The sequence below is a fragment of the Geothrix sp. genome (assembly GCF_030219325.1).
Lineage (GTDB): Bacteria > Acidobacteriota > Holophagae > Holophagales > Holophagaceae > Geothrix.
Map to the genome: position 1 here is coordinate 1,535,772 of NZ_CP126625.1, position 23,840 is coordinate 1,559,611.

Genomic DNA, 23,840 nt, shown 5'->3' on the forward strand with positions numbered 1-23,840 from the left:
CCCAGGAGGGCCAGCGTCGGGACCAGGATCAGGGGCCACCGGCGTTGCCAGCAGCGATGAAGGAAGGCGGAGATCGGCATCGTGAGTTAGCATAGACCTTTCGTCCGCCCAGACCCATGGACCTCCGCTTCCTGCGAGATCGATTGATGAACATGAGCCCTGCTTCCGCTGCCACCCCCCTCCGGGACCTCCGTCCGCTCCATCGACGGATCCTGGTGCCCCTCGCCCTGCTGGTCTCGGCCGGAGGGATGGGGTGCTTCAGGGCCACCGGTGTGGCCCGTCCCGCCGTGGCCGTGGAGGAAATCCCCGCCATCGGTGGTGACCGAATTCTGGGCCTGAAGGCGACGGCAGGACCTGGCGATTTCTACCTGGGCAATGACTCCATCCAGTTGGCCGTCGATGGGGCAGCCTTCGGCGACCGGGAGGGCCAGTTCGGGGCCGCCTCGGGCGGGGCCGTGCTCGATGTGGGCTCCATCGCCCTGGACCAGAGCTTCCACCGAGTGTCGATGCCCACGGACCTGCTTGAGCGCCTCGGCCCGGTGGCCAACCAGGATCCCGACCTGCCCCTGGTGTTCGACCGGTACGTCCCGGGCACCGACGTCAATTCAGTCCACCTCGACATGCAGGGCTACCTGCTGGACCCCAAGGGGAAACTCGGCGTGGTCACGGACCTGCAGGGACGCGTGGCTGGAGTCTCCGTGCTCCACAGGATCACCCTCAACAAGGGGGAGCTTTTCTTTACCCTGGAGACGACCCTGACGCCAGCCAGCGGGACGACCCTGCCCGTGCAGAGCGTGGGCGACTTCCTGTCCCAGCGCGGAGGCGGATTCCGCTTCAACGTGCCCGCGAAGTTTGCCTTCGATGGCACGACCCCGATCAACACCTGGGGCGTCGAAATCCCGGGATCCGATTTCGCCGACCCCCTGCACACCAGCGTCCACGCCTCCATGGTGGCGCTCATGGGGGCCGAGTCGGCCGGGAATACGGAGGATTTCCACGCCTCTCTCGGCATCCTTCCTCTCAACGATGAAGGCTCGGCGCTGGTGGCATCCGATCCCCAGCATGCCCTGACAGAATGCCGGCCGCAATTCCCGGCCCGCCTGGTCGTTGGCAGCCCCGCAAAAGCCGGATTGGGCGCTGGAGAACCCATCACCTATCGTCGCCGCCTCTACATCCTGGGCGGACCGAGTTATTCCACGGTCGCGCCCGCGCAGGGGACCGCCGTATTCAGTCTGATGACCCAGGCCCGGGCGGGCTTCCGCAACGAAGATGTGGGCTACCTCGCCTATAGCGCCTTCGGAACCGCCCTTCGCAACGGCCCCCTCCAGACCGAGATCAAGTTCGAGAGATACACCTACGACTGGAAGAAGGACCCTACGGTCGATCCCAACAACCCGCCCAAATTCGACCCCACAGACCCGACCAATCCCACGAGAAACCCCAACAATTGGCAGTTGGAACGTGTCGACTGGCGGGAGCCGACGGACATACCAGCTGGTCAGGATGCCATTGGGATGTTCCTTCCGGTGATCTACCCTACCGATCCTACTTTCTCCTTCCCGTACCGCATCACCGCCCGCAATGCCAACCAGGTGAGCGACCCGCTCTATTTCGGCACCAATGCGAGCGATACCACGAGGTTCATCCTCCCTACTCCCATCACTCTCTCCAAGACACAGCTTTGGCGTCTGGCTGAAGCCATTAGCCCGGAGCGTGGGGAGGTGCTTGATGCGGCCGGGAATATCATAAAGTACAAGCAAACCGCCCACGGGTTCTCCGCGAGGCAATCTGGGACGCTTGAATATGCAGGCCTCACTCCGTTGCGGATCACCTTCCTGGGGGTGGGGGTTGCGGATCCCAAGATGCAGAGGATTCGGGGACTCTCAAGCAGCTACAGCGAAATCTATAAATCGAAGTTCGGGGTCGGACGGAATTACGGGGCCTATCAATACACTGCCGGGAATCAGATTTTCGGCACCGCATTCGGATCCACCGCCGCGACGGCTGTCATGTTCTTCCCGCCTGGTGACTATCTGGCCTACGCCACACGCGGCCCCATGTCCCACCTCGATTCATTGCCAGTCAAGGCCTTCGATGGTCAACAGAACATCGCCCACGGCTTTGTGGTGAGCCCTCCCACCCTGCCGACCGATTGGACCAGCTTCGATGTTCCGGCTCCGACCCAGGTGACGACCGGAGGTTTCAATCCCGGCGAACTGCTGAGTTCCTCGGTGGCAGAAGGCATCCAGGTGGTGGCCCGCACGGAGGAGGATGTCCTCACGGATCCCACCGCCCTGCGGACGGAGTTCAGGGCCGAGATCGACATTGCCGCCGTGACCGACGCCCAGCGCGTACCCCTTGGATTGGATCCCTTCGTGGTGGGCGCCCGCAGCGCATCCCTCGGGGACGGTTTCGTAACGGCGCTCTTCACGCCCGCGCCCAACACCGACCGCAATGGCGGGGCCCGACCCTCCAAGGGCTGGAACCTGGCGGAGTTCATCACCCAGGCCGAGGGTGGCTATACCGTCATCCATCAACCCAGAGGTGCGAAGGGTCTGTTCACCGTGCGCGGATTCGACCGGACCGTGCCGCTCGGAACGGGCGTCAACGCCTGGTGGACCCAGACCGGTCCCTCTTCTCTCGGGAAGCGGGTGGGCGACTTCGACGCCCTCGAATTGCTGCGGGCCGAAGGCTGCGATCCCGTGGACCCCTCAGTCTGGTACGCCGAATTCAGCACCGTCCGGAATGACTGGTTCGCCATCCTGAACCAGCAGACCCCCGCGGCCTTCACGAAGGGGCTCGGGTTGTCCGCGGCCCGCTACAGCCTGGACACCCCTGTGGGGCTGGCCCGAACCTACCTGAAGCTCGCTCCTTCCACCACGCTCAGTCAGACCGCCCTGGACCCCGTCCTGACGGCTCTCCGCGCCGGCGCCGCCGTCGCCTCCACAGGGCCGCTGCTGGACGTGTCGGTGGGTGCCATCGGGCCCGGCGGGCTCGTCACCGGCACCAACACGACAGTGACCGTGACCATCTCGCTCTACGCCCCCGACTGGGTCCCCGTGGACGAAGTGCGCCTCGTAGTGAACGGTTCGGCACCCATTCCCGTGCCCCTGGCCAGTTTCACGGCCTCCGCCACGGACCCCCGGCTCAGGACCGCCACGGTCAACCTGCCCATGCCCACGGGCAAGGATGCCTGGTTTGTCGCCGAGGCCGGGGTGGCGCGGAACCAGTCCGGGCCCTACCGGGTCGGCACCCCCTGGAACAAGATCATGCGGGGGATTTATCCCATTGCCGTGACCAACCCCATCTTTGTGGATGTGGATGGCGGCGGCTACACTCCTCCAGGACTCTGATTCGGGAGTGGTGATGGCGGACTGGCTTCCGGAACGGCTTCCGGAGGATATCGACGCGGAGCGGTCCTTCCTGGCGACCTGCTGTGCTCCCGGGGCCGGTTTCGTGGCCAGCGAGGCGGTATTCACGCTGGCCGAGGAGGACTTCGTCCACCCTTCGCACCGAGCGGTGTTCCGGGCCCTGAAGACCCTCATCGAGGCCCAGGTCGAGGTCAACTCCCTCACCCTGAAGGATGCCCTGGACCAGGACGACAGCCTGAACAAAGTGGGCGGTTATCCTGGGCTGGTCGAGCTCCTGGCGGGAGAGGACGTGGAGCGGCCCCAGGTGCTGGCGGACGTGATCCGTCGCAAGGCCAAGCTCCGGCGGCTGGTGCATCTGGGCGCCCAGCTGGTGCGCCAGGCCGCCGAAGAGGACGAGGCGCCTGAAGTGCTGGTCGACCAGACGGCCCAGAGCCTCTTCCACCTGGCTCAGGGCGACGCCAAGGCCCGGGGCCTGCTCAGCATCCAGGCCGTTGCCGATGACACGATGGAGCGGCTGTCGGACCGGATGGAGGGTCGTCTGTCCCCGGGTGTACGCGTGGGATTCGCCCGTTTCGATGAGCTCACCCAGGGCTTCCAGCCTGGCAACCTCATCGTCCTGGCGGCGAGACCGGGCATCGGCAAGACCGCCCTGGCCCTGAACTGGATCCTGCGGGCGGCCCAGGATCGGGATGGCCGCCCGGGGCATTGTGGCGCTTTCTTCAGCCTGGAGATGAGCCACGAGGAGGTCTTCATGCGCCTGCTCGCCGCCAAGAGCCAGACCAACATGAAGGACCTCCAATCCGGTCGCGCCACCGGCCGCATGAACGACGTGATGAAGGCGCGGGACGAGCTGACCCAGATGCCCCTGTTCATCTGCGATCGGGCCTCGATCACGGTGCCGCAGATCCAGAACATGATCGTGAAACAGGGCAGCCAGAGCAACCGGCGGGTGGAGTTCGTCATCATAGACTACCTGCAGCTGCTCAGCAGCCCGGAGGGGAGCCGCGGCGCCAAGCAGAACGAGGCCGTCCGCATCGGCGAGATCAGCCGTGGCCTCAAGCTCATGGCCAAGGACTTCGGCATCCCCGTGGTGGTGCTGTCCCAGCTGAACCGCGAGGTCGAACACCGCACCGGCGGGCGCCCCCAGCTCAGCGACCTCCGGGATTCCGGCGCCATCGAGCAGGACGCGGACATGGTGGCTTTCATCCACCGGAAGATGATGCCCTCGGCCACCGAGGAGCCGGACCCATCGGCGGAACTCATCGTGGCCAAGCACCGCAACGGCCCCACCGCCATCATCCAGCTGCACTTCCAGGGCGAGTACGCCATGTACCGGGAGATGGTGCGGGAAACCGCATCCTACGGATAGCAGAACGGCGGCTATTCGAGGCCGAAAGTCGAAGTCTCCAGCTCCTTCTTCTCGGTATCACCCCCTGGCGGGGGCGATACGCGAGACCTCTCCTTCAGGCTTTGAGACGACGCTTAGCTCCTACTCCAACCCGAAGGTCGAAGTCTCCAGCTCCATCATCTCGGTATCACCCCCTGGCGGGGGCGATACGCGAGACTTCTCCTTCGGGCTTTGAGACGACGCTTAGGTCCTACTCCAACCCGAAAGTCGAAGTCTCCAGCTCCTTCTTCACAAAAGCCATGAAGAGGTCGCCGGTGGCGCCGTCGATGATCCGGTGATCGAAGCCCAGGCTGCTGAACATCATCTGGCGGATGGCGATGAAGTCGGTGCCGTCGGGGCCAGTGATGACCACGGGACGCTTCACGATGGCGCCCACGCCCTGGATGGCCACCTGGGGCTGGTTGATGATGGGCAAACCGAAGGTGTCGCCGTAGACGCCGGGGTTGGTGATGGTGAAGGTACCGCCGCTGATCTCGTCGGGCTTCAACTGCTTGGTGCGGGCGCGCTCGGCCAGATCGTTGAGGCTGCGGGCCAGGCCCCCCAGGTTCATCATGTCGGCGTTCTTGACCACGGGCACGATGAGGCCCCAGTCCAGGCTCACGGCGATGCCCAGGTTGATGTCCTGCTTGTAGACGATGTTGTCGCCGTCCACGGAGGCATTGGCCACGGGATAGGCGCGCAGGGCCTTGCAGGCGGCCATCATCACGAAGGGCATGAAGCTGAGCTTGGTGCCGAACTGGGATCCGAAGGCCTGCTTGTGCTTGTTGCGCAGCTGGGCCACGTGCGTCATGTCGATCTCGAAGACCGTGTAGACGTGGGCCGAGGTGCGCTTGCTGGCCACCATGCCGTCGGCGATGATCTTCCGCATGCGGCTCATGGGCTCGACCTTGACCCGCTCGCCTGGTGCAAAGGCCGGGGCCACGGGAGTGGGTGGGACGGCCAGGGCCGGGGTGATCCCCATGGTCGGCGCGGAGGGGTCATGGACTGCCGGCAGGGCGGGGGCGATGGACGGAGCCGGCGCTGCAGGGCTCTTGGCGAGGAAGGCCTCGAGGTCCTCCTTGGTGACGCGACCGGCTTGGCCGGTTCCCTGGACCTTCGCGAGATCCACGCCATGCTGTTTGGCCATCTCACGGACCAGGGGGCTGCTCTTGGCTTTCAGGCGGCCCTCGAGGCTGTTCTCATCCTCCAGGGGTGCCTGGATGATGGCTGCGGCTGCGACCTGTTCCACCGGAGTGGCCGGGGGGAGCAAAGCCGGGGCGCCCGCCGGCTTTTCCGAGGCATCGCCGATGCGGGCGACCACGGTGCCCACGGGAACGGTGACGTTCACGTCCACGAGGATTTCCAGCAAGGTGCCGGCGGCGGGAGCCGGGATCTCCGCGTCCACCTTGTCCGTGCTGATCTCGTAGAGGGTGTCGTCCTTGGCGATCGCCTCTCCCACCTGCTTGTGCCACTTCAGCACAGTGGCTTCGGCGATGCTCTCGCCCATCTGGGGCATGACGACGTCAAAGGCCATGGTTCGCTCCTATGCGGAAAGGGGGGGGGGGATCTCGAGGTGGTGGGTGGTGAGCAGCTGGAAGGCGTGGGCCGTCTCAAGCAGCATGACATCCGAGAAAGCGGGTCCGATGAGTTGGATGCCGGCCGGCAGCCCCGCGGTGAATCCTGCGGGCATGGACAGGCAGGGTAGCCCAGCCAGGGGAGCGGTCACCGTGAAGGCATCCGCGAGGTACATGGCCATGGGGTCCTCTGTCTTGACTCCGAAAGGGAAGGCCACCCCGGGGCTGACCGGGGTGGCAAGCACGTCCACCGACTCGAAGACCTGCTCGAAGTCCCTGGCGATGAGGGTCCGGGCCTTCATGGCCTTGAGGTAGAAGGCGTCGTAGTAGCCCTTGGAAAGGCAGAACGCCCCGAGCAGGATGCGGCGCTTGACCTCGGCGCCCAGGCCCTCGTCCCGGGTCTCGGCGATCATCTCCCGCAGGTTCCCGCCCTTGGCGCGGTGACCATAGCGGACCCCATCGAAGCGGCTGAGGTTGCTGGAGACTTCGCTGGTGCAGATTAGGTAATAGGTATCGATGGCGTACCGGGTGTGGGGAAGGCTCACTTCCCGGATCTCGGCCCCCTGGTCGGCGTACACGCGCAGCGCCCCCTCGAGGAGGCTGCGCACGCCAGCCTCCAGACCATCCCCGAAGTATTCCCTGGGGAGTCCGATGCGGAGCCCCTTGAGGTCCTTCGGTCGGAAGGAGGCCAAGCGTTCCGCGCCAGGAAGGTCGGAAGATGTGCTGTCCAGGGGGTCCCGGCCGACCATGGCGCCCAGGGCCAGAGCCAGGTCCGCGGCCGTGGCGGCGATCGGCCCGACCTGATCCAGGCTGGAGGCCATGGCCGTCAGGCCGAATCGACTCAGGACGCCATAGGTCGGGCGCAGGGCGGTGACATTGCAGAAGCTGGCCGGCAGGCGGACGGAACCCCCGGTGTCGCTTCCGAGAGCCAGGGGGGCATAGCCCGCTGCCACGGCGACCACCGAACCGCTGCTGCTGCCTCCGGGGACCCGCGTTGTGTCCCAGGGATTGCGGGCCGGCCCGAAGGCGCTGTATTCGCCACTGGAACCCATGGCGAACTCATCCATGTTGGCCTTGGCCACGGGTACCGCCCCGGCCTGGAGGAGGCGATCCACGACCGTGGCGTCGTACGGCGTCATGTAGCCGTCGAGCACCCGGGAGCCGCAGGAAACCGGGAGCCCCCTCCAGTTCAGGTTGTCCTTGAGCACGATGGGCAGACCCAGCACGGGAGAGCGTTCTCCGGCCCGCAGCCGCGCATCGGCGGCCCGGGCGAGCTGGAGGCTGCGTTCTTCATTCACGGCGAGGATCGCGCCGAGGAGCGGGTCCAGCCTGCGGATGCGCTCGAAGGCTGTCTTGACCAGGATTTCGGAGGACACGTCGCCGGCATCGAGGCCTTCGCGCCAATCCACCGCCGTGCCTGCCGCCATGCCTGCGCCTCCGGAGCCTTCTACTGTGCCATCGAGCCTGAGGCACTGCCAGCCTCGTGACGGGGGCCCGCGGCCCATCTCACGAAGCGAATCCCCCCCGTTTCGAAGCTCAGGAACTGCGCTCAGGATGGAAATAGGCTACCATCCTCTGCTCAAGCCCTGTCCTTCCATCCCGTTCGGTTCGCTGGTGGCTTGCCTCCCTGGAAACTCATGAATCCCTTCAATGTCCTGGAAATTTCGCCCGACGCCTCGCCCGAGGACATCAAGGCCGCGTACCACCGGCTTGCCAAGCGCTGGCACCCGGATCGCTATGTCGGGGCCGAGAAGGAGGAGGCCGAATCGAAGTTCCGCGAACTGGCCGAGGCATTCAGCATCCTAAAGGATCCGGCCAAACGGCTGGGGCTGCAGCAGCAGATGCCGAAACCCCAATCTCCCGTCACCGCGGAACGGGAACCCGAGTCCGCGCAGGAACGGACCCCCGAAGACTGGGCCTCCCTGGCGAAGGCTGCCTTCGAAGAGGGGAATGTCGATCAGGCGCGCGCGCTCATCCACTACGCGATCCGCTTGGACGATGAGAAGGCGCACTATCACTCCCTGCTCGCCTCCATCCTCGAGCGGGAAGGGGGGGATCTCCGCGCCGTGGTGAAGGCGCTCGAGACGGCCGTGCGCCTCGCGCCCCGCGACGTGGACAGCCACATCCGCCTTGCCCACCATTTCCAGACCCTGGGCATGGAGGCCCGGGCTCAGCGCCACCTCCAGACGGCCCGCGAGATCTCCCCCAATCACCCGAAGCTGCGCATGCCGGCCCCCAAAGGGCCAAAAGGTGGCCAGGGAGCCAAGGGGAGGCCCGCCCCGGGCCAGAAGGCCAAGGGATCTGCACCGCCCAAGGGCCTCCTCGATCAACTAAAGGACCTGTGGGGCCGACTGACGGGAAAGGGTTGATCATGGGGATCCGCGCCGCGGGCGTTACCGATGTGGGTTGTGTCCGGAAACACAACGAAGACAGTTTCCTTTCGGATCCGGGCCTGGGGCTCTTCATCGTGGCCGATGGCCTGGGCGGTCATGCCGCCGGTGAAGTCGCCAGCCAGATCGTGGTGGAGACCGTGGCCCGCTTCGTCGGGGAGACGCTCGAGAAGGATCGGACCTGGCCCGTGGAGTACGATCCAACCCTTTCCTACGACGGCAACCGGTTGAAGGTGGCGCTGCTCCTGTCGGATCAGGCCATCGCCGACGACATCCGGCGCAACCCCGAACGGGAGACCATGGGATCGACCGTGGTGGCCGGCCTCTTCCATGGTCCGAAGGTCACCCTGGCCCATGTGGGGGACAGTCGCGCCTATGTGCTCGGGCCGGAAGGCATCCGTCAGGTGACCCGCGACCACAGCTGGGTGGCCGAGCAGGTGGCCAATGGGATCCTGACCCCCTCCGAGGCGAGGGTCCATCCCTTCCGGAACGTGATCACCCAGGCCCTGGGCAATGGCGGGGAGCTGGATGTGGAACTGCAGGATCTGGAACTTTCCAAATCGGAGCGACTTTTGCTTTGCTCCGATGGCCTGTCAGGAATGATCGGCGACAAACAGATCTGGGACATCGTGGAGCAATCCAATGATATCCAACATGCTGTTGAATCATTGATTTCAGCGGCCAGGGAACACGGAGGCGAGGACAATATCACAGCCGTCCTGGTGGGCTGGGAATCCGAGGAAGCCTAACGCAAGCATAGTTAACCTTGACCTAATCCATTCTGGCGGTACTCTTTCCTTTACCTAATTTCTCCAAGTGAGGCATCCGGTGGGTCTTTTCGGAAGCAAAACCAAAAGTCTTGTCGGCTTGGATATTGGTTCCAGCTCTGTGAAAGTCTGTGAACTTCAACAGATGGGGAAGGGAAGCAACATCCGCTATCGGCTCCAGAAACTGGGGCAGGTGGCTCTGCCGGCTGATGCCATCGTGGACGGCGACATCATGGATAGCAACGCTGTGGCGTCGGCTATCCGCCAGGCCCTCGCAGAACAGAAAATCAAAGCCAAGGAAGTGGCCATTTCCGTGTCAGGCCAGCAGGTGATGGTCAAAAAAGTGACATTTCCCCTGATGAGCCAAGCCGAATTGGCCGAATCCGTCCGCTGGGAGGCCGAGAGCTTCTTCCCGGCCGGGCAGGGATTGGATTCCTACGCCCTCGATTACTACCTGATCGAGGAGCGGGCCGGCGAAGGCAACATGGATGTGGTCCTTGTCGCCTGTCGGAAAGACAAGCTCGAAGCCTACGTCAGCTGCGTGGCCCAGGCCGGCTGCAGCCCGAAGGTCGTGGACGTGGATGTCTTTGCCGTCCAGAACGCCTATGAAATCAATACGATGGGGGCCGGACGGGACGAGGTCGTCGCCCTGGTGAACATGGGTGCGACATTCACCAACCTCACCATGATGGTGGGGGGCAAGTCCGTGTTCTGGCGGGACATGGCCTGGGGAAGCGGCCGATATTCCGAGAAGCTCTCCGAGGACTGGGGCGTGAGTCGCGAGGCCGCCGAGCGTCTGAAGCGGAACCAGGCTTCCGAGGGCCGGGAGCCCGAGGAAGTGCAGCCCTCCATCAATGCGGTCTCGGATGCCTTCGCCGACGAGCTGACGCGGACCCTGGACTTCTTCAAGAGCAGCTTCAAGGTGGACCGCCTCGACCGGGTGCTGGTCTGTGGCGGCGGCTCCATGATTCACGGCCTGATGGATGTGCTGAGCGATCGGCTCCGCGTGTCTGTGGACCGGTTCAATCCCTTCCAGCTCATCGAAGTCGATGGTCGCACCGAGGATCCCGTGACGGTCCGTGAGATCGGCGGCGGCGCCGCCGTCGTCGTCGGGCTGGCCATGCGCCAAGTGGGGGACCGATGATCAAGATCAACCTGCTCGGTGATGCGCTGGCCCAGGCCGGGGCGAAAAAGGGCGGTGACAAGGCCTCGGCCGAACCCGTCCAGGTGTATACGGGCGAGGGCGGTAGCCGGGCCAGCCTGCCCATCGCCGGCGTGGTGGTGGGTCTCATTTTCGCGGCCCTCGGGGGCGTCTACTACCTCTGGCTGAACAGTGAGGCCACCAAGGCCGAGAAGAAGAAGGCCGACCTCGACCGCGACAAGAAGGTGTACGAGCCCTACATCGCCCAGGAGAAGAAATACCGGGAGAAGAAGGAAGCGCTGCAGAAGAAGGAAGAGGTCATGACCGCCCTGAAGCGCCAGCAGGCCCTGCCGGTGCATTTCATCGAGGAACTGGCCAACAGCCTTCCGGACGACGTCTGGTTCAAGAAGATCGCCCAGAAGGGAATGATCATCACCATCGAAGGAGAGGGCCGGAACTTCGAGTCCATCAACGCCTTCTACGGGAACCTCCAGTCCCGGACCCGGTGGTTCAAGAAGATCAATTATCCCGGTGCCAAGCGCGGCACCAGCGGGGCCTTCGAATTCACCATCTCCTTCGAACTCCAGAACGCCGTCTGAGGTAGGCCATGAATCCCCAACTTCAGAAACAAATTGGTGTGGGTGCGCTGGTCGGCATCGTCCTGGCCGGATTGGTCTACTTCCTCCTCGGCGGCAAGCGCTCCGACCTCGAAGCCACGAACGAAAGCGTGAAGATCCTCCAGGCTGAGGTGGACAAGGGCAAGCTGCTCAAGGCCAGCTACGAGAAGCTGCGCGAAGAGGTCGCCAAGCAGGACAAGCGGATCGAGGAACTGATCAAGATCATGCCTTCCGAGACGGACTACGGCGAGATCCCCTACCGCATCAAGAAGATCGCCGACGATGCGGGCATCGACCAGGTGTCCTTCTCGCTCAAGCCTGAGCGCAGGGATTCCTACTACACCGAGAAGCCGGTGGAATTCGAATTCCGCGTGGGGTTCCATTCCTTCGGCCAGTTCGCATCGCTGGTTTCCGGATACGACAAGATCATCAACATCTCGAACATCGAGTTCACCCGGAAAACCGATAACCGCAGTGTCTACCCTGCTTCCGTCAAGTGCACCATCAGTGCCTTCATCTACAATCCCGAGCCCCCTCCGGCTGACCCCGTGAAGAAGCCGGTCGCCGCCGCCCCCAAGGCCGGCGCCAAAGAGGATTGAGGTTCCACCATGACCTGTCGACTTCTCGCCCTTCCGCTCCTGTCAGCCGTCGCGCTCCTGGCCCAGGCACCTGCCAAGCCGGCACCTGCCCCGGCGCCCGCTCAGGCGGCCCCGATCGAGGATGTGGCCCTCATCAAGGCGACCCCCTACAAGCCGGCCATTCAGCGTGACCCCTTCTCTGCTCCGAGAGATGAGCGGCCTGCGGATGCCCTGGACGTCCTCGATGACATCGCCGTGAAGGGGATGATCAAGAAGGATGGCAAGAATTTCGCAATCGTCTCCGACAGCCGGGGAAATGTCCGCTGGCTTCCCGTCGGACACCGGTTCAAAGACGGCGAGATCACCGCCATCACTGACAAGGCCGTGACCTTCCATCAGTGGGAATTGAATACCACCAACCGTTCCATATTCCGAACCATCACGAAGACGTTCAAGCGTGAGGAGGGTAAACGATGAATGCTCGCCTGAGTTCCTTGCTGGTTGCAGGGGGCGTGGTCCTGGCGGGGATCCACACCGGGTCCCTCCACGCGTCACCTGCTCTTGAAGCCGCGGCGCGGAAGGCCGTCCTGGTGTCCACGTCCATGGAAGCCGACGGTCCAGGTGCCAAGGTGTTCCTCAGGGTGACCGGGATGACCTCCCAGCCCGGAGTGCAGGTCCTGGCCAATCCCCACCGGGTGGTACTGGACCTTCATGGCGTGGATCGTGGCACCACGGTCACCCGGAAGGACCTTGCCCAGCTGGCTCACCCCCTGATCCTGAAGACCCGCCTCGCCCAGTTCGCCACGGATCCCAAGCCGGTGACCCGCCTGGTCCTGGAAGTCGCTCCCGGGACCCAGGTCCTGGTCGGATCCAGCCCCGAAGGGGTGCAGCTCCACCTGACGCCGGGTGAAGGCCGTGTCCAGGCCCGTTTCGACGGGGCCATCCAGCCGATCCTCCTCCCTGCGGCCGCAGTGGAGCTCGCTGCCATGACGACGGCTCCCGCCGCGGCCATCGCTCCGCTGCCCGAGAAGGCCGCGCCCCGCCCCCTGGCCGCGCTGCCCGCAGTGGGCGGATCGTTCCAGCTGCTGCCCCAGCTTGCGGTCTCGACCGCGCTGCCCGTCGCGAGCCCCGAGGCCGTCCAGACCCCCGAGGCCGAGAAGCCCCATGCCCAGGCGCCGGCTCCCAGCCGGGCCGGCGGGCGGACCCTCGGCGAGGGCCTTACCAAGTATTCCGGTTCCAAGATCACCATCGACCTCCAGAACACCGAAATCCGCGACTTCCTCCGGATCCTGGCCGATACCGGCAAGCTCAACCTGGTCATGGACCCTGACGTGCAGGGCAACTTCGGCTTCAAGTTCACGGACACCCCCTGGGACCAGGTCCTGGATGTGGTCCTGAAGAATGCGGGGCTCGGCAAGGAGATCCAGAACGGCGTGCTGCGGGTCGCCAAGGTCGACAAGCTCCAGAAGGAAGAGGAAGAGCGCAAGAAGCTGGATGAGACCAAGGCCCTGGCCGGCGAGCTCCAGACCATCACGCGCCCCCTCTCCTATGCGAAGGTTTCGGAGGTCCAGAAGATCCTCAAGGACATGCTCACGAAGCGTGGCTCCGCGATCCTGGACGACCGCACCAACACCCTGATCATCACGGATCTCCCCCGCAACATCTCCGTCATCGACGACCTGCTCCAGACCCTGGACGTCCAGATCCAGCAGGTCCAGATCGAGGCCCGCGTGGTGGAGGCCAACAAGAACTGGCAGCGGGAATTCGGCGTCAAGTGGCCCCAGTCCAACAACGGATCGGTCGCCATCACCAGCGGTTCGACCTCCACGGGCACACCCTGGGTGGGAAGCTCCTCACCCTTCTGGAATGGCGTCCAGGGCTTCAACCGCCCAGCTTCCGGGCAGGATGCCTCCATCGCCTGGTCTCCTGGCAAGGACGGCGCCACCTCCATCACCGCTCCGGCGGGCGAACTGTGGCTCTCCTTCCTCAGCAACCGCTTCAGCATCAACGCGGTCCTGCAGGCCATGGAGAAGGATGGCACGCTCAAGATCGTCTCCTCCCCCAAGGTTGTCACCCAGAACAACAAGAAGGCCACCATCCTCAGTGGCCAGAAGATTCCCTACCCGACTCAGCAGGGCGGTGCCCAGGGCGGTGCCATCACGGTGGCCTTCATCGACGCGAACCTCCAGCTGGATGTGACGCCGCAGATCACCAGCGAAGGCACGATCATCATGGATCTGAAGATTGAGAAGGCGGAGGCCGATTTCACCCGGACGGTGCAAGGCACGCCGACCATCCTCCGCAAGGCCATCGAGACTCAGGTCCTGGTCAGGGATGGCGGCACTGCCGTGCTGGGCGGTGTCTACATCACCAGCACTTCAACGGGGACGACCGGCGTGCCCTTCCTGTCGAAGATCCCCCTCATCGGCTTCCTCTTCCGGAACGACACCAAGCAGGACCAGAACGTGGAATTGCTGATCTTCATCACGCCCCGCGTGTTGCGCCAGTAGTCTCACCCGCCCACAGAGAAACGGCCCCGAACGGGGCCGTTTCTCATGATGGGGAAGAAGCTACTTGGCGATCGGCAGGGTCCGCACCAGGCGCTTGCAGCTGTTGCACAGGATGGTGAAGTTGTCGGCCTGCTCGAAGTGGTACTTGAAGCCGGGATCTTCGTCGACCTTTTCCATCCGGCCGAAGTGGTATTCGGCGATGCGGACGCTCTGGGGTGCGGTCAGGTCGGCGCCGCAGTGGGTGCAGGAGATGGCGGCCATGCTGGCTCCTCGGGAATCGGGATTCAGGAGTGGAAGAATTTCCAGAGCCCCCAGCTTAGCAGAGCCAGTGCGGCGAGGCCGATGAAGACCCGCAGCAGAAGCTTGCCGATCCGATATGCGACATAGATCACGAGGAAGATCAGCGCTCCGCAGAAGACCAGCCAAGGGGTCGTCATGATCGTCTCCGGGTTGCCGTCCAGGCGTGGAAGCCCTGCCCGCCTTTCAGGCCCGTGTGCCCGGCGGCCACCTTGGCCTGAAGGAGTCCCGGCGGCTGGAACCGCTCCTCACCGCTGGCGAGCAGCCCCTCGGCGATGCGAAGGCGCAGATCCAGGCCGATCCGATCGGACAGCTCGAGGGGACCGACGGGATGCCCATAGCCGAGGGTCATGAGGGCGTCCAGGTCCTCGGCGGAGGCCACCCCGGACTCCACCAGCCGGATGGCCTCCAGCCCCTGGGCCAGGGCCATCCTGGCCGCGGCAAAGCCCGGCTGGTCGCGGACCTGCACCACCCGCTTCCGAAGGTCCGCCCCCAGGGATCTGGCCCGGTCCACCCAGGATGGGAGCGTCCCCTCCGGCACGGCCATTTCGACCACGGCCATCCGGGGCACCGGCACGAACAGGTGGAACCCCACCAGGCGGCCCATGACCCCGGCCCTGCGGGCCAGATCCGTGATGGGGAGGGCGGATGTGCCCGCAAGGACCAGCAGCTCAGGGGAACCCCACGTGCTGGCCGCCGACAGGGCCGGGGCCTTGAGGTCCGGGGCCTCGGGCAGTGCCTCGAGGAATGCAGAAGCACCCTCCAGGGCCGATGCGCAGAACGCCGCGGCCGAGAGCCTTTCCATGCAGCGGTCCCTCGTCTCAGGGCTCATCCGGTCTTTGGAGATGGCGCGGTCCCAGCGACGGTGGATCTCCCTGAGGCCCACCTCGGCGTGCCCCCGGTCTCTTCCCAGCAGCCTGGTCTCCAGTCCGCATTCAGCGGCCCACTGGGCGGTGGACAGGCCCAGGACACCCGGGCCCAGGATGGCGAGCGTGGCGCTCAAGGCCTGCTCCCGGGTCCCGTGGAGGGGAGGCCGAGAAGTTCCGATCCAAGGGGTCCTTCAGTCATGGAATCGCGCCTCCACCCGCTATGATGAACGGAAAGGGCCGCCCGTACGCCACCGCAACCCCGCCCACCCCTGTCAGGGCCATCTATCCTCATGCTCATCGACTACGCCGCCATCACGCATCCGGGCAAGGTCCGGAAGAACAACGAAGATGCCTACCTGCTGAGCGCACTCGATGGCGATGAGCCCATCATCAATAGACCTGCGCGATCCCTCAAGGTGGGGGAGTCCGGGCTCCTGGTGGCCGTGGCCGATGGCATGGGCGGAGCTGCGGCCGGCGAGGTGGCGAGCCGTGAGGGATTGGCTGCGGTATCCCTGTTCCTCTTCGGCCATTGGGGGCGCCTCGCTGCAGCCAAGGACCGAGAGAGTGAACTGCTCGGAGCCCTCGAAACGGCCGTGGAGGAAGCCAGCGATGCGGTCCTGCGCTACTCGGATGACGACCGGACGGCGCGGGGGATGGGCTCCACGCTGACGGCTGCGGTCATCTGGAACGGTTGCGCCTACGTGGCCCAGATCGGCGACTCGAGGGCCTACCTGCTGAGGCAGGGATTGCTGCACCAGATCACCGAGGATCAGACCCTGGTGAATGATCTGGTGGCCCAGGGCAGCCTCACGCGTGAGCAGGCCCGCACCCATCCACAGCGCAACATGATCACCCAGGCGCTCGGGTCGCCCCAGCCACTCCGGGTGGTCCTCTCGCGGCTCGCGCTCCGGCGGGGCGACCGCTTGCTCTGCTGTTCTGACGGCCTGCACGGGGAAGTCCCCGATGCGCAGATCCAGGAAGTGCTGAACCAGGGGCTCAGTCCCCGGCGCAGCCTGGAGCTGCTGGTGGACGAGGCCCTCGCGCACGGGGGCCGCGACAACATCACGGGCGTGATTCTCACCCTCAACGACCCCGGCCTGCCGCTGCCCAAGCCCGGCGAGGCGATCGATCTGGTCCATCCCGGCCTGAACCATCGCGGGCGGGGGCTCTGGGATCGGTTCCGCAGGTTTTTCGGAGGCGGTGCCCCATGAGCATCCTTCAGGGGACCGTGTCCCTCAAACGCTTTCTGGTGCTCGGCCCCGTGCCCGACGAGAAGGACCTCCAGGCCGGCTTGGAGCAGGACCAGTTCCGCCCCTTCCAGGATGGGCTCGAGGAGGAGCGCATGGGCTGGTGCGATTGGCGGAACCCGCTCATCACCCCGCCGGACGAGGACTGGGTGGGCCAGGAGCGCTTCGCGGTATTCGGTCTGCGCATCGACACCCGACGCGTGCCGCCATCCCTGCTGAAGGCCCACGTGGACCTGCGGCTGCAGAGCCTGCAGAAGGAGAAGGACCTGGCCTTCATCGGCAAGGAGGCGCGGATCTCCCTGGCGGACGAGGTGAAGGTCGAGCTGCTGCGCAAGGTGCTGCCCACGCCCAAGGTGGTGGAAGTGGCCTGGGATCTCAAGGGCGGCATCCTCTGGACCACGGCCTCGTCCAGCAAGGCCCAGGGCGCGCTGACGACCCTGTTCATCAAGTCCTTCGGCTGCGAGATCCACCCCCTGGCGCCCCTGGTGCTGTCGGGCCGGCTCTGTCCGGACCTGTCCGTGGAAGCCCTGATGGCGCTGGATCCCCTGGATCTCGAACTCGAGGAGGCCTGAGGTGAAGCCTCTTGAACTCATGGAACAAGGGCGCTTCCTCGGAGAGGAATTCCTGCTCTGGCTCTGGATGCGCAGCATGACCGAAGGCGGCGCCAGCGGCGAGGATGGCGATGGCTCCGGCTGCTTCGTGGATGACGCCATCCAGCTCGTCTCCGAGCGCGGCGAAGTGAAGGAGATCTCCCTCCGCAAGGGCAACCCGTCCGAATGTCGCGAGGCCTTCGAGGCCCTCGGCCGGGGCATGCGGCCCGCGAAGGTGAAGCTGCGCATCCTGTCCGGCGACCTGGAGTGGGTGTTCACCCTCAATGCCGCCACCCTGGACATGGGCACCCTGAAGCTGCCGCCCAGCACCGGCAAGGCACCCCACGAGCGGCTCCACGACCGCATCTTCCTGCTGGAGGAGGGCGCAGGCCACCTGGAGCGTCGTCTGAAACGATTCCTGCATGAGCGCGCCGGTGATTCGGAGGGGTTGCAGGAGGCCATGCGCGCCTGGGTCCGTGCCGGCCGCACCGGCGAGGCATTGCCCACGGGCGAGGCCCCGTGGGAGGCCTGAGGTCCCTCCGGCCGATGGGCCTGGCGGGCCTGCTGCTGGCCGTGCCTGCCGTCCTCGCGGCGCAGGACCCCGCACCCGTGCTGTCCCATGCGCGCACGCCGGATGGCCGGGCCATCCTGTTGCGCCTGCAGTTCCGGAGAGGCCTCAGCGTGGAGGGGAAGGCGCTGCCCCGCGCCTTTCTGGGCAAGGGCGCGGATCCCGGCGGCTGGGTGCCCTTCGAAGGCCTCAGCCCCGAGGGCAAGCGCTGGGCCCTGGCCGCGCTGTTTCCCGAGGACCAGTGGCGTCAGGATGAGGTCCGGCACCGGATCCGCCACCCCGACGTGGAATCCGTCTGGACCATGGCCGCGCTGTTCACGGGCCACGGGCAGAACTACGACAAGGTGATGGCGGCGAACCCCGACCTGCCGGAGAAGCTCCGGGAGGGCGACACCTGGCGCATCCCCAAGGCCCTGCTGTCGGTGGACCTGGGTGGTGCGGGGAAGGGACCCGACCGCACCCAGCCCGAGGACGACCTGGACGACGAGGCGCGCGTGGCGGCCTACCGCGCCCTGCTGTCCTTTGGCGAGGACGCCCAGGGGAAGTACGCGGCCTACCGCATGCGTAAGGGGGAGGCGCTGTACTCCAGCGTCGTGATCCGCTACACGGACCGCGTGGACCCCAAGGGCGTGAACGAGCTGGCGGACCGCATCGCCAAGCGCACCGGCATCACCGACGTGCGGGGCATCCAGCCGGGCCAGCTCATCAAGATCCCCGTGGCCTTCCTGGCGGATCCCTTCCAGTCCGAAGGCAGCTCGGCGCTGGCGGAGGAGCGCGAAGTGCGCGCCGAGGTGCGCCGCACGGTGCGTGTCGAGGCGGGGCCCAAGCTCAAGGGCGTGCGCATCATCCTCGACGCGGGCCATGGCGGCGTGGATTCCGGCGCCCAGGCCAACGGCATCTGGGAATCCGACTTCGTCTACGACATCGCCATGCGCGTGCGTCGCCTCCTCGAGCAGGAGACCGACGCCCAGGTGAGCAGCACCATCCGCTACCCGGGTCTGGGCTTCAAGAGCCGTGAGGAGATCCGCACCCCCAGCCGCGCCGCGGAGATCCTCACCACGCCCCCCTTCGCGGTGGATGGCGAAAGCCCTTCGGCCGTGAGCGTCCACCTCCGCTGGGTGCTGGCCAACGACCTCTTCGCCGCCTTCCGCAAGGGGAAAGGGGACGCGCAGAAGACGCTGTTCCTGAGCTTCCACGCGGACAGCCTGCATCCCTCGGCCCGGGGCTCCATGGTCTACGTCCCTAGTGCAACCCTGGTGCCCAGCACCTTCGCTCTGGGCGGCGCCAAGACCGGCCATGTGGCCGAGGCCAAACGCTCCACACGCGTGGCCTTCAGCGGCAAGGAGAAGCTGCAGGGCGAGGCCCGCAGCCGGCAGTTCTCCGAAGGTCTGCTGAAGGCACTCCAGAAGGACCGCATCCCCGTCCACGCCAACCGGCCCATCCGCAATGTCATCTACCGTGGCGGCGGGAAGTGGGTGCCGGCGGTCCTCCGCTACAGCAGCAGCGCCACCAAGGCTCTCATCGAAGTGGCCAACCTCACCAACGAGGACGATGCCGCCAACCTGCGCGATCCCGATTTCCGTGAGCGGTACGCCGTGGCGGTGGTGAATGCCATCCGGGCGTACTACCGGAAATAAGGGGTCCACCCATGAGGCGGCCCCGCGGCACAAAGGTGCCCTTTGTACCGTTGGGAGAAGCCATGGAGTGGGATCACACTGGGAACGGGAGGCCTCATGCGGGTTCTGCTGGTGGTAATGCTCCTGCTTGCCGGCTTCGGTTGCCGCAGACCTGAGCCCGCGCCGCCGCCCCAGGCCCGGCTCATCGTGCGGTTCCTGGACCGGGACGCGGTGCTGGAGCTGGCCGCCGCGCCTGCCGAGGGCCCCTGGCGCCTCATGAACGCGGGCCTGTGGGAACCCCTCGACATCCGCTGGAAGCCAGGCCCACTGCCCATCGGCGCCGCCGTGGTGGGTCGCACCGCCCCGGACTGGGTGCTGCTGGAGGATCCCGCCCGGGATACCCACCGCGTCGTCATGCGTGGTCCCGGTCCCGAGGAGCTCGCCCTCCGGAATGAGCGCATGGACCCCACCGAACGCGACGCCCTCGCCCTGCTGGGCGTGCTGTGGGTGCTGAGCTGGGTGAGGCGCTGAGGGCCTTCGCCAGGAGAGGCCCCCTCCGCTAGAATGGCCCTTCCCTGATCCGTTCCCATTGCACTTCCCCGAGGCATCCATGACGACGACTCCCCTGGTGGGCATCCTGATGGGCTCCAAGAACGACTGGGAGACCATGCAGCACACGGCGCTGACGCTGAAGGCCCTGGGCATTCCCTGCGAGGCCCACGTGGCCAGCGCGCACCGGACGCCGGAGAAGGTGGTCGAGTTCTGCAAGGGCGCCGAAGGGCGGGGCATGAAGGTGATCATCGCGGCGGCCGGCGGGGCGGCCCACCTGGCGGGCGTCTGCGCCAGCAAGACGCACCTGCCGGTGCTGGGCGTGCCCATGAAGGGCTGGGCCACGGAGGGCATGGATGCGCTGCTCTCCACGGTGCAGATGCCCTCGGGCATCCCGGTGGGCACCCTGGCCATCGGCAAGGCCGGCGCCATCAATGCCGCGCTGCTGGCCACGTCCATCCTCGCCCTGGGCGACGCCGCCATCCGCGAGCGGTACCTCGCCTACCGCCAGGCCCAGACCGAGAAGGCCCTGGCTGACGATGATCTCGTGATGCCCTGACATGGAGCGCGTGCACCTCATCACCCTGTCGGACCGCGCCTCCCGGGGCGAGTACCAGGATCAGTCCACACCGATGCTGACCTCCTGGCTGAAGGGGCAGGGCGTGAAGGCCGTGACCGCCTCGCTGATGCCGGACGAGCCGCACCTGCTGGAACAGGACCTTCATGGCGCCGTGGCAGACGGTGCGCCCCTGGTCCTCACCTGCGGGGGTACGGGCTTCGGGTCCCGGGACACGACGCCGGAAGCCACCCGCCGCGTCATCGAGCGCGAGGCCCCGGGCATCTGCGAACTGATCCGCGCCAAGGGCGGCCATCCGCTGGCCTTCGCCAGCCGGGCCGTGTGCGGCATCGCCGGGAGGACCGTGATCCTGAACCTGTCGGGCCGACCCGCCGCGGCCCTGGAGCAGATCCAGCTGGCCTGGCCCCTGCTGATCCACGCGGTGGCCGTCCTCCGCAAGGAGGGCGAGGCCGGAGGACCATGCACATGAAGGTCTGGGCCCGCATCAACCACGTGGGCTGGGTCCACCTCTGGCGCCTGCGCGAGGACTATGACTCGGCGCAGCCCTCTGCCCATTTCCTGAACGGGCGGACCGATCCAAGGTGGCTTGAGGCGGCGCTGACGGCCGGGCAGCGGGCGGGGCTGGAGGCGGGTGAGCTGGTCGAAATCGAGGACCCCGGCTACTTCCCTGACGAGGTGTAAAGGGCCGGGCGCTGGCCTTCCATGACCAGCACCCCAGCGGGTGGTCTGTGAGATCGTGGAGGGGTACCCCTCACGAGGCCACGGAATGATTGGAATCCAGCCGACCCTGCACACCCTGAGCCGCCTGGTCGGTCGCACCCCCCTTTTGGCCCTGGACCTGCGGTACAAGGGCGAGCTGCGGCGGATCTACGCCAAGGCCGAGAATTTCAACTTCACGGGGAGCATCAAGGACCGCATGGCCCTGCACATCCTGCGGCAGGCCCACGAAAGTGGCGCCCTCAAGCCGGGAGCGCCCATCGCCGAGGCCACCAGCGGCAACACCGGCATCTCCTTTTCGGCCCTGGGCCGGGCCCTTGGACACCCCGTCACCATCTTCATGCCCGACTGGATGAGCCAGGAGCGGAAGGATCTGATCCGGTCCTTCGGAGCGGAGGTCCGCCTGGTGAGCCATGGCGAGGGTGGTTTCCTCGGATCCATCCGGCTCAGCGAGGCCTGGGCCGAGGCGATGCCCGACGCCTTCCTGCCCTGCCAGTTCGCCAACGATGCCAATGTGGAGGCCCACGCCACCACCACCGGCCCCGAGATCTGGGCCCAGCTGGCCTCGGTGGGGCTGCAGCCCCACGCCTTCGTGGCGGGCGTAGGCACCGGCGGCACGGTCATGGGCGTGGCCCGGTTTCTCAAGGGCATGGATGCCGCCATCCGGATCCATCCGGTCGAGCCCGCCAACTCCCCGACGCTGCACACGGGGCACAAGGTCGGCAAGCACCGCATCCAGGGCATCTCCGATGAGTTCATCCCCGCCATCGTGAAGCTGGACCAGCTGGACGACATCCTGGCCGTGGATGACGGGGACGCCATCCTCATGGCCCAGAAGCTGGCGAGCCGGGGCCTCGGGGTGGGCATCAGCAGCGGCGCGAACCTCCTGGCCGCGCTCCAGGCCCAGGACCGCCTCGGCCAGGACGCGGTGGTGGTGACGGTCTTCAGCGACAGCAACAAGAAGTACCTGTCCACGGACCTCATGAAGGAAGAGCCCGTCAAGGAAGGCTTCCTCAGTCCCCAGGTCGAACTGCTGGGGATCGGGCAGGCCATCCGCGTCTGCGAAGTCTGTGTCCAGGGCGGGGTCGTCCCCCCCGGCTGCGGCTGCTGAGCCTCAGGCGCCCGCCGGGGGTTGGACGGAGGCCTCCAGCCGCTGGTACAGCGCCAGCAGGGCGCAGCTGAGCCAGAGGTTGAGGAGCCCGCCTGTCAGATTGAAGAACCAGAAAGCGGGATGTTTCAGGCGCAGGACCGCCGGCAGAACCTTCTCGGGGTCAGCGGCAGGGATGAAGAGGTTCATGACCCAGCCGACCAGGCCGAGGTAGACCATGACCACCAGCAGCATCGCCAGCACAGCCTGGATGATCCTGGGCCAGTGGCGGGCCATCGCAGCCTGACTCCACTTCAGGGCCGAAAGGAAGCTGTCTCCCCGGAGGAGCATGCGCGTGGGCGCCCAGCCGACCAGCGTCATGAGCACGATGGTCGGTACCAGAATGAGCATCAGGCCGATGCCGATCGGCAGGCCGAGACCGAGGGCGATGCCGAGGCCGGTGACCAAGAAGAGGCCGAGGACCAGGCCGATGCCTAGTCTGGCCAGGAAGGCCGGGAGCCATCGTCCATCAAAGGCAGGGCCCCAGGACGCGAGTGGGTTCAAGGGGCTGTTGAGACCTTCCGCGTCCAGTTGGGCTTGAAGGCGAGGGATGAAATACATCTCCAATGGCAGCAGACCGACGAATCCGAAAATGGTCTGGAAGAGAGGGTTCGGCCCCGCCCCCGCGGCCAGCTCCAGGGCCGGGCCCAGCTGGGACAGGAGCATCGCCAGGACAGCGAGGCCGAGGACCTGCCAGGGATGGCGCTGGAGCAGCCTGAGCCCTTTCGGAAGGGCACCCAGGTGGGAAGGCGGGGGCGTACGCATCCCTCCAGCCTAGCTGGTGCGCTCGGCTATCATCATCGGCATCATGTCGTATGAAGCTCCCTGTCTCCTGGTGGCCAGCCCCGCGCTCCTGGATCCGAACTTCCTGCACAGCGTGGTGCTGATCGTGGAGCACGACGAGGAGGGGGCCCTGGGCCTGATCCTCAACCGGCCGTTGCCGCTGGCCCTGGCGCAGGTCTGTGCCGAGGGTGACATGGCCTTCCTCGGCTCCGAGGAAGCCACAGCCTGGCGCGGGGGGCCGGTCGATCCCCAGCGCGGCATCCTCCTGGTGCAGGGGGGGCTGCCCGAGGAAGAGGACACGGTGGTGGACCTCACCCACTTCGTGAGCCATCGCAAAGATCTGCTGGTGGCCCTGCTGGGGGATCCGATGGCCCGGTACCGCCTCTTCCTGGGCTATGCCGGGTGGAGCCCCGGCCAGCTGGACCAGGAGCTGGAGATGGGTGCCTGGACGCGCCGACCGGTGGTCTCCGAATGGCTCATGCATCCCGATCCCACGGGGCTGTGGCAGGTGGCGCTGGGCAGCGAAGCCAGCGGGTGACGGCAGT

The 23,840-nt window shown here is 66.1% G+C and carries 25 protein-coding genes; 19 read left to right on the plus strand and 6 right to left on the minus strand.

Annotation, left to right across the window (positions count from 1 at the left end; genetic code table 11):
• The first annotated feature begins 152 nt into the window (after positions 1-152).
• Positions 153-3,353, plus strand: a complete 3,201-nt coding sequence (locus QOZ81_RS06890; protein WP_291199608.1) for a hypothetical protein — start codon at positions 153-155, stop codon at positions 3,351-3,353.
• Between the two features lie 13 nt (positions 3,354-3,366).
• Positions 3,367-4,740, plus strand: coding sequence for a replicative DNA helicase (locus QOZ81_RS06895; RefSeq protein WP_291199605.1), 1,374 nt, complete (start codon positions 3,367-3,369; stop codon positions 4,738-4,740).
• 229 nt (positions 4,741-4,969) lie between these two features.
• Here QOZ81_RS06895 and QOZ81_RS06900 read toward each other — a convergent pair whose 3' ends face one another.
• Both QOZ81_RS06900 and gatA read right to left on the minus strand, forming a co-directional pair.
• Positions 4,970-6,292 (minus strand): dihydrolipoamide acetyltransferase family protein, encoded by a 1,323-nt coding sequence (locus QOZ81_RS06900; protein ID WP_291199602.1) that lies wholly within the window; start codon positions 6,290-6,292, stop codon positions 4,970-4,972.
• 9 nt (positions 6,293-6,301) lie between these two features.
• Positions 6,302-7,759, minus strand: coding sequence for an Asp-tRNA(Asn)/Glu-tRNA(Gln) amidotransferase subunit GatA (gene gatA, locus QOZ81_RS06905; RefSeq protein WP_291199599.1), 1,458 nt, complete (start codon positions 7,757-7,759; stop codon positions 6,302-6,304).
• A 210-nt stretch (positions 7,760-7,969) separates the two neighbouring features.
• Between gatA and QOZ81_RS06910 the strand changes: the two genes are divergently transcribed.
• From QOZ81_RS06910 to pilQ, 7 genes are all read left to right on the plus strand, one after another.
• A complete protein-coding gene (locus QOZ81_RS06910) occupies positions 7,970-8,701 on the plus strand; it encodes a DnaJ domain-containing protein (RefSeq protein ID WP_291199596.1) in 732 nt (243 codons plus the stop codon).
• 2 nt (positions 8,702-8,703) lie between these two features.
• Complete coding sequence (locus QOZ81_RS06915) at positions 8,704-9,471, plus strand: Stp1/IreP family PP2C-type Ser/Thr phosphatase (RefSeq protein WP_291199593.1); 768 nt, start codon at positions 8,704-8,706, stop codon at positions 9,469-9,471.
• Positions 9,472-9,550: 79 nt separating this feature from the next.
• Positions 9,551-10,633 carry a type IV pilus assembly protein PilM gene (pilM, locus tag QOZ81_RS06920; protein ID WP_291199589.1) on the plus strand — a complete coding sequence of 361 codons (1,083 nt, stop codon included), beginning with the start codon at positions 9,551-9,553 and terminating at the stop codon, positions 10,631-10,633.
• Positions 10,630-11,229: a PilN domain-containing protein gene (locus QOZ81_RS06925; RefSeq protein ID WP_291199586.1), complete on the plus strand. Its 600-nt coding sequence runs from the start codon at positions 10,630-10,632 to the stop codon at positions 11,227-11,229. The genes pilM and QOZ81_RS06925 overlap by 4 nt, the downstream gene beginning before the upstream one ends.
• 8 nt (positions 11,230-11,237) lie before the next feature.
• Positions 11,238-11,846 carry a type 4a pilus biogenesis protein PilO gene (locus QOZ81_RS06930; protein ID WP_291199583.1) on the plus strand — a complete coding sequence of 203 codons (609 nt, stop codon included), beginning with the start codon at positions 11,238-11,240 and terminating at the stop codon, positions 11,844-11,846.
• Positions 11,847-11,855: 9 nt separating this feature from the next.
• A complete protein-coding gene (locus tag QOZ81_RS06935; RefSeq protein ID WP_291199579.1) occupies positions 11,856-12,302 on the plus strand; it encodes a hypothetical protein in 447 nt (148 codons plus the stop codon).
• Complete coding sequence (gene pilQ, locus QOZ81_RS06940; protein ID WP_291199576.1) at positions 12,299-14,335, plus strand: type IV pilus secretin PilQ; 2,037 nt, start codon at positions 12,299-12,301, stop codon at positions 14,333-14,335. Before QOZ81_RS06935 ends, pilQ begins: the two co-directional genes overlap by 4 nt.
• 60 nt (positions 14,336-14,395) lie before the next feature.
• Here the strand turns inward: pilQ and QOZ81_RS06945 are convergent, their stop codons facing one another.
• The 3 genes from QOZ81_RS06945 to QOZ81_RS06955 are packed head-to-tail and all read right to left on the minus strand — an operon-like array spanning position 14,396 to position 15,635.
• On the minus strand, positions 14,396-14,596 hold the full coding sequence (locus tag QOZ81_RS06945) for a hypothetical protein (protein ID WP_291199573.1): 201 nt from the start codon (positions 14,594-14,596) through the stop codon (positions 14,396-14,398).
• A 23-nt stretch (positions 14,597-14,619) separates the two neighbouring features.
• Positions 14,620-14,772 carry a hypothetical protein gene (locus tag QOZ81_RS06950; protein WP_291199570.1) on the minus strand — a complete coding sequence of 51 codons (153 nt, stop codon included), beginning with the start codon at positions 14,770-14,772 and terminating at the stop codon, positions 14,620-14,622.
• Complete coding sequence (locus tag QOZ81_RS06955; protein ID WP_291199567.1) at positions 14,769-15,635, minus strand: 3-hydroxyacyl-CoA dehydrogenase family protein; 867 nt, start codon at positions 15,633-15,635, stop codon at positions 14,769-14,771. Before QOZ81_RS06955 ends, QOZ81_RS06950 begins: the two co-directional genes overlap by 4 nt.
• Positions 15,636-15,791: 156 nt before the next feature.
• Between QOZ81_RS06955 and QOZ81_RS06960 the strand changes: the two genes are divergently transcribed.
• The 9 genes from QOZ81_RS06960 (at position 15,792) to QOZ81_RS07000 (ending at position 22,476) form a co-directional block, all read left to right on the plus strand.
• The gene (locus QOZ81_RS06960; RefSeq protein ID WP_291199564.1) at positions 15,792-16,712 is read left to right on the plus strand and encodes a PP2C family protein-serine/threonine phosphatase; all 921 of its coding nucleotides are present in this window, start codon (positions 15,792-15,794) and stop codon (positions 16,710-16,712) included.
• Positions 16,709-17,320: a recombination-associated protein RdgC gene (rdgC, locus tag QOZ81_RS06965; protein WP_291199561.1), complete on the plus strand. Its 612-nt coding sequence runs from the start codon at positions 16,709-16,711 to the stop codon at positions 17,318-17,320. Before QOZ81_RS06960 ends, rdgC begins: the two co-directional genes overlap by 4 nt.
• Before the next feature lies 1 nt (position 17,321).
• Positions 17,322-17,870, plus strand: a complete 549-nt coding sequence (locus QOZ81_RS06970; protein ID WP_291199558.1) for a hypothetical protein — start codon at positions 17,322-17,324, stop codon at positions 17,868-17,870.
• A complete protein-coding gene (locus tag QOZ81_RS06975) occupies positions 17,858-19,543 on the plus strand; it encodes an N-acetylmuramoyl-L-alanine amidase family protein (RefSeq protein ID WP_291199555.1) in 1,686 nt (561 codons plus the stop codon). Before QOZ81_RS06970 ends, QOZ81_RS06975 begins: the two co-directional genes overlap by 13 nt.
• 96 nt (positions 19,544-19,639) lie before the next feature.
• Complete coding sequence (locus tag QOZ81_RS06980) at positions 19,640-20,053, plus strand: hypothetical protein (protein WP_291199552.1); 414 nt, start codon at positions 19,640-19,642, stop codon at positions 20,051-20,053.
• A 79-nt stretch (positions 20,054-20,132) separates the two neighbouring features.
• Positions 20,133-20,630, plus strand: a complete 498-nt coding sequence (gene purE, locus QOZ81_RS06985; protein ID WP_291199549.1) for a 5-(carboxyamino)imidazole ribonucleotide mutase — start codon at positions 20,133-20,135, stop codon at positions 20,628-20,630.
• Between the two features lie 10 nt (positions 20,631-20,640).
• Positions 20,641-21,117 (plus strand): MogA/MoaB family molybdenum cofactor biosynthesis protein, encoded by a 477-nt coding sequence (locus QOZ81_RS06990; protein WP_291199546.1) that lies wholly within the window; start codon positions 20,641-20,643, stop codon positions 21,115-21,117.
• Complete coding sequence (locus QOZ81_RS06995) at positions 21,108-21,329, plus strand: hypothetical protein (RefSeq protein ID WP_291199542.1); 222 nt, start codon at positions 21,108-21,110, stop codon at positions 21,327-21,329. Before QOZ81_RS06990 ends, QOZ81_RS06995 begins: the two co-directional genes overlap by 10 nt.
• Positions 21,330-21,414: 85 nt before the next feature.
• On the plus strand, positions 21,415-22,476 hold the full coding sequence (locus QOZ81_RS07000) for a PLP-dependent cysteine synthase family protein (RefSeq protein ID WP_291199539.1): 1,062 nt from the start codon (positions 21,415-21,417) through the stop codon (positions 22,474-22,476).
• Between the two features lie 3 nt (positions 22,477-22,479).
• On the opposite strand, the gene QOZ81_RS07005 is transcribed toward QOZ81_RS07000, so the two are convergent.
• A complete protein-coding gene (locus QOZ81_RS07005) occupies positions 22,480-23,277 on the minus strand; it encodes a hypothetical protein (protein ID WP_291199537.1) in 798 nt (265 codons plus the stop codon).
• 43 nt (positions 23,278-23,320) lie between these two features.
• Here QOZ81_RS07005 and QOZ81_RS07010 point away from each other — a divergent pair, with 43 nt between their 5' ends.
• Positions 23,321-23,833, plus strand: coding sequence for a YqgE/AlgH family protein (locus QOZ81_RS07010; RefSeq protein ID WP_291199534.1), 513 nt, complete (start codon positions 23,321-23,323; stop codon positions 23,831-23,833).
• Positions 23,834-23,840 lie beyond the last annotated feature (7 nt).

Bases quoted from the DNA above. Each gene is read 5' to 3' on its own strand.
- QOZ81_RS06945 (WP_291199573.1), bottom strand. From the start codon at position 14,596: ATGGCCGCCATCTCCTGCACCCACTGCGGCGCCGACCTGACCGCACCC.
- QOZ81_RS07000 (WP_291199539.1), top strand. From the start codon at position 21,415: ATGATTGGAATCCAGCCGACCCTGCACACCCTGAGCCGCCTGGTCGGT.
- pilQ (WP_291199576.1), top strand. From the start codon at position 12,299: ATGAATGCTCGCCTGAGTTCCTTGCTGGTTGCAGGGGGCGTGGTCCTG.
- QOZ81_RS07010 (WP_291199534.1), top strand. From the start codon at position 23,321: ATGTCGTATGAAGCTCCCTGTCTCCTGGTGGCCAGCCCCGCGCTCCTG.
- QOZ81_RS06995 (WP_291199542.1), top strand. From the start codon at position 21,108: ATGCACATGAAGGTCTGGGCCCGCATCAACCACGTGGGCTGGGTCCAC.
- QOZ81_RS06950 (WP_291199570.1), bottom strand. From the start codon at position 14,772: ATGACGACCCCTTGGCTGGTCTTCTGCGGAGCGCTGATCTTCCTCGTG.
- purE (WP_291199549.1), top strand. From the start codon at position 20,133: ATGACGACGACTCCCCTGGTGGGCATCCTGATGGGCTCCAAGAACGAC.
- gatA (WP_291199599.1), bottom strand. From the start codon at position 7,759: ATGGCGGCAGGCACGGCGGTGGATTGGCGCGAAGGCCTCGATGCCGGC.
- QOZ81_RS06960 (WP_291199564.1), top strand. From the start codon at position 15,792: ATGCTCATCGACTACGCCGCCATCACGCATCCGGGCAAGGTCCGGAAG.
- QOZ81_RS06925 (WP_291199586.1), top strand. From the start codon at position 10,630: ATGATCAAGATCAACCTGCTCGGTGATGCGCTGGCCCAGGCCGGGGCG.
- QOZ81_RS07005 (WP_291199537.1), bottom strand. From the start codon at position 23,277: ATGCGTACGCCCCCGCCTTCCCACCTGGGTGCCCTTCCGAAAGGGCTC.
- rdgC (WP_291199561.1), top strand. From the start codon at position 16,709: ATGAGCATCCTTCAGGGGACCGTGTCCCTCAAACGCTTTCTGGTGCTC.
- QOZ81_RS06910 (WP_291199596.1), top strand. From the start codon at position 7,970: ATGAATCCCTTCAATGTCCTGGAAATTTCGCCCGACGCCTCGCCCGAG.
- QOZ81_RS06930 (WP_291199583.1), top strand. From the start codon at position 11,238: ATGAATCCCCAACTTCAGAAACAAATTGGTGTGGGTGCGCTGGTCGGC.
- QOZ81_RS06915 (WP_291199593.1), top strand. From the start codon at position 8,704: ATGGGGATCCGCGCCGCGGGCGTTACCGATGTGGGTTGTGTCCGGAAA.
- QOZ81_RS06980 (WP_291199552.1), top strand. From the start codon at position 19,640: ATGCGGGTTCTGCTGGTGGTAATGCTCCTGCTTGCCGGCTTCGGTTGC.
- QOZ81_RS06890 (WP_291199608.1), top strand. From the start codon at position 153: ATGAGCCCTGCTTCCGCTGCCACCCCCCTCCGGGACCTCCGTCCGCTC.
- QOZ81_RS06935 (WP_291199579.1), top strand. From the start codon at position 11,856: ATGACCTGTCGACTTCTCGCCCTTCCGCTCCTGTCAGCCGTCGCGCTC.
- QOZ81_RS06895 (WP_291199605.1), top strand. From the start codon at position 3,367: ATGGCGGACTGGCTTCCGGAACGGCTTCCGGAGGATATCGACGCGGAG.
- QOZ81_RS06900 (WP_291199602.1), bottom strand. From the start codon at position 6,292: ATGGCCTTTGACGTCGTCATGCCCCAGATGGGCGAGAGCATCGCCGAA.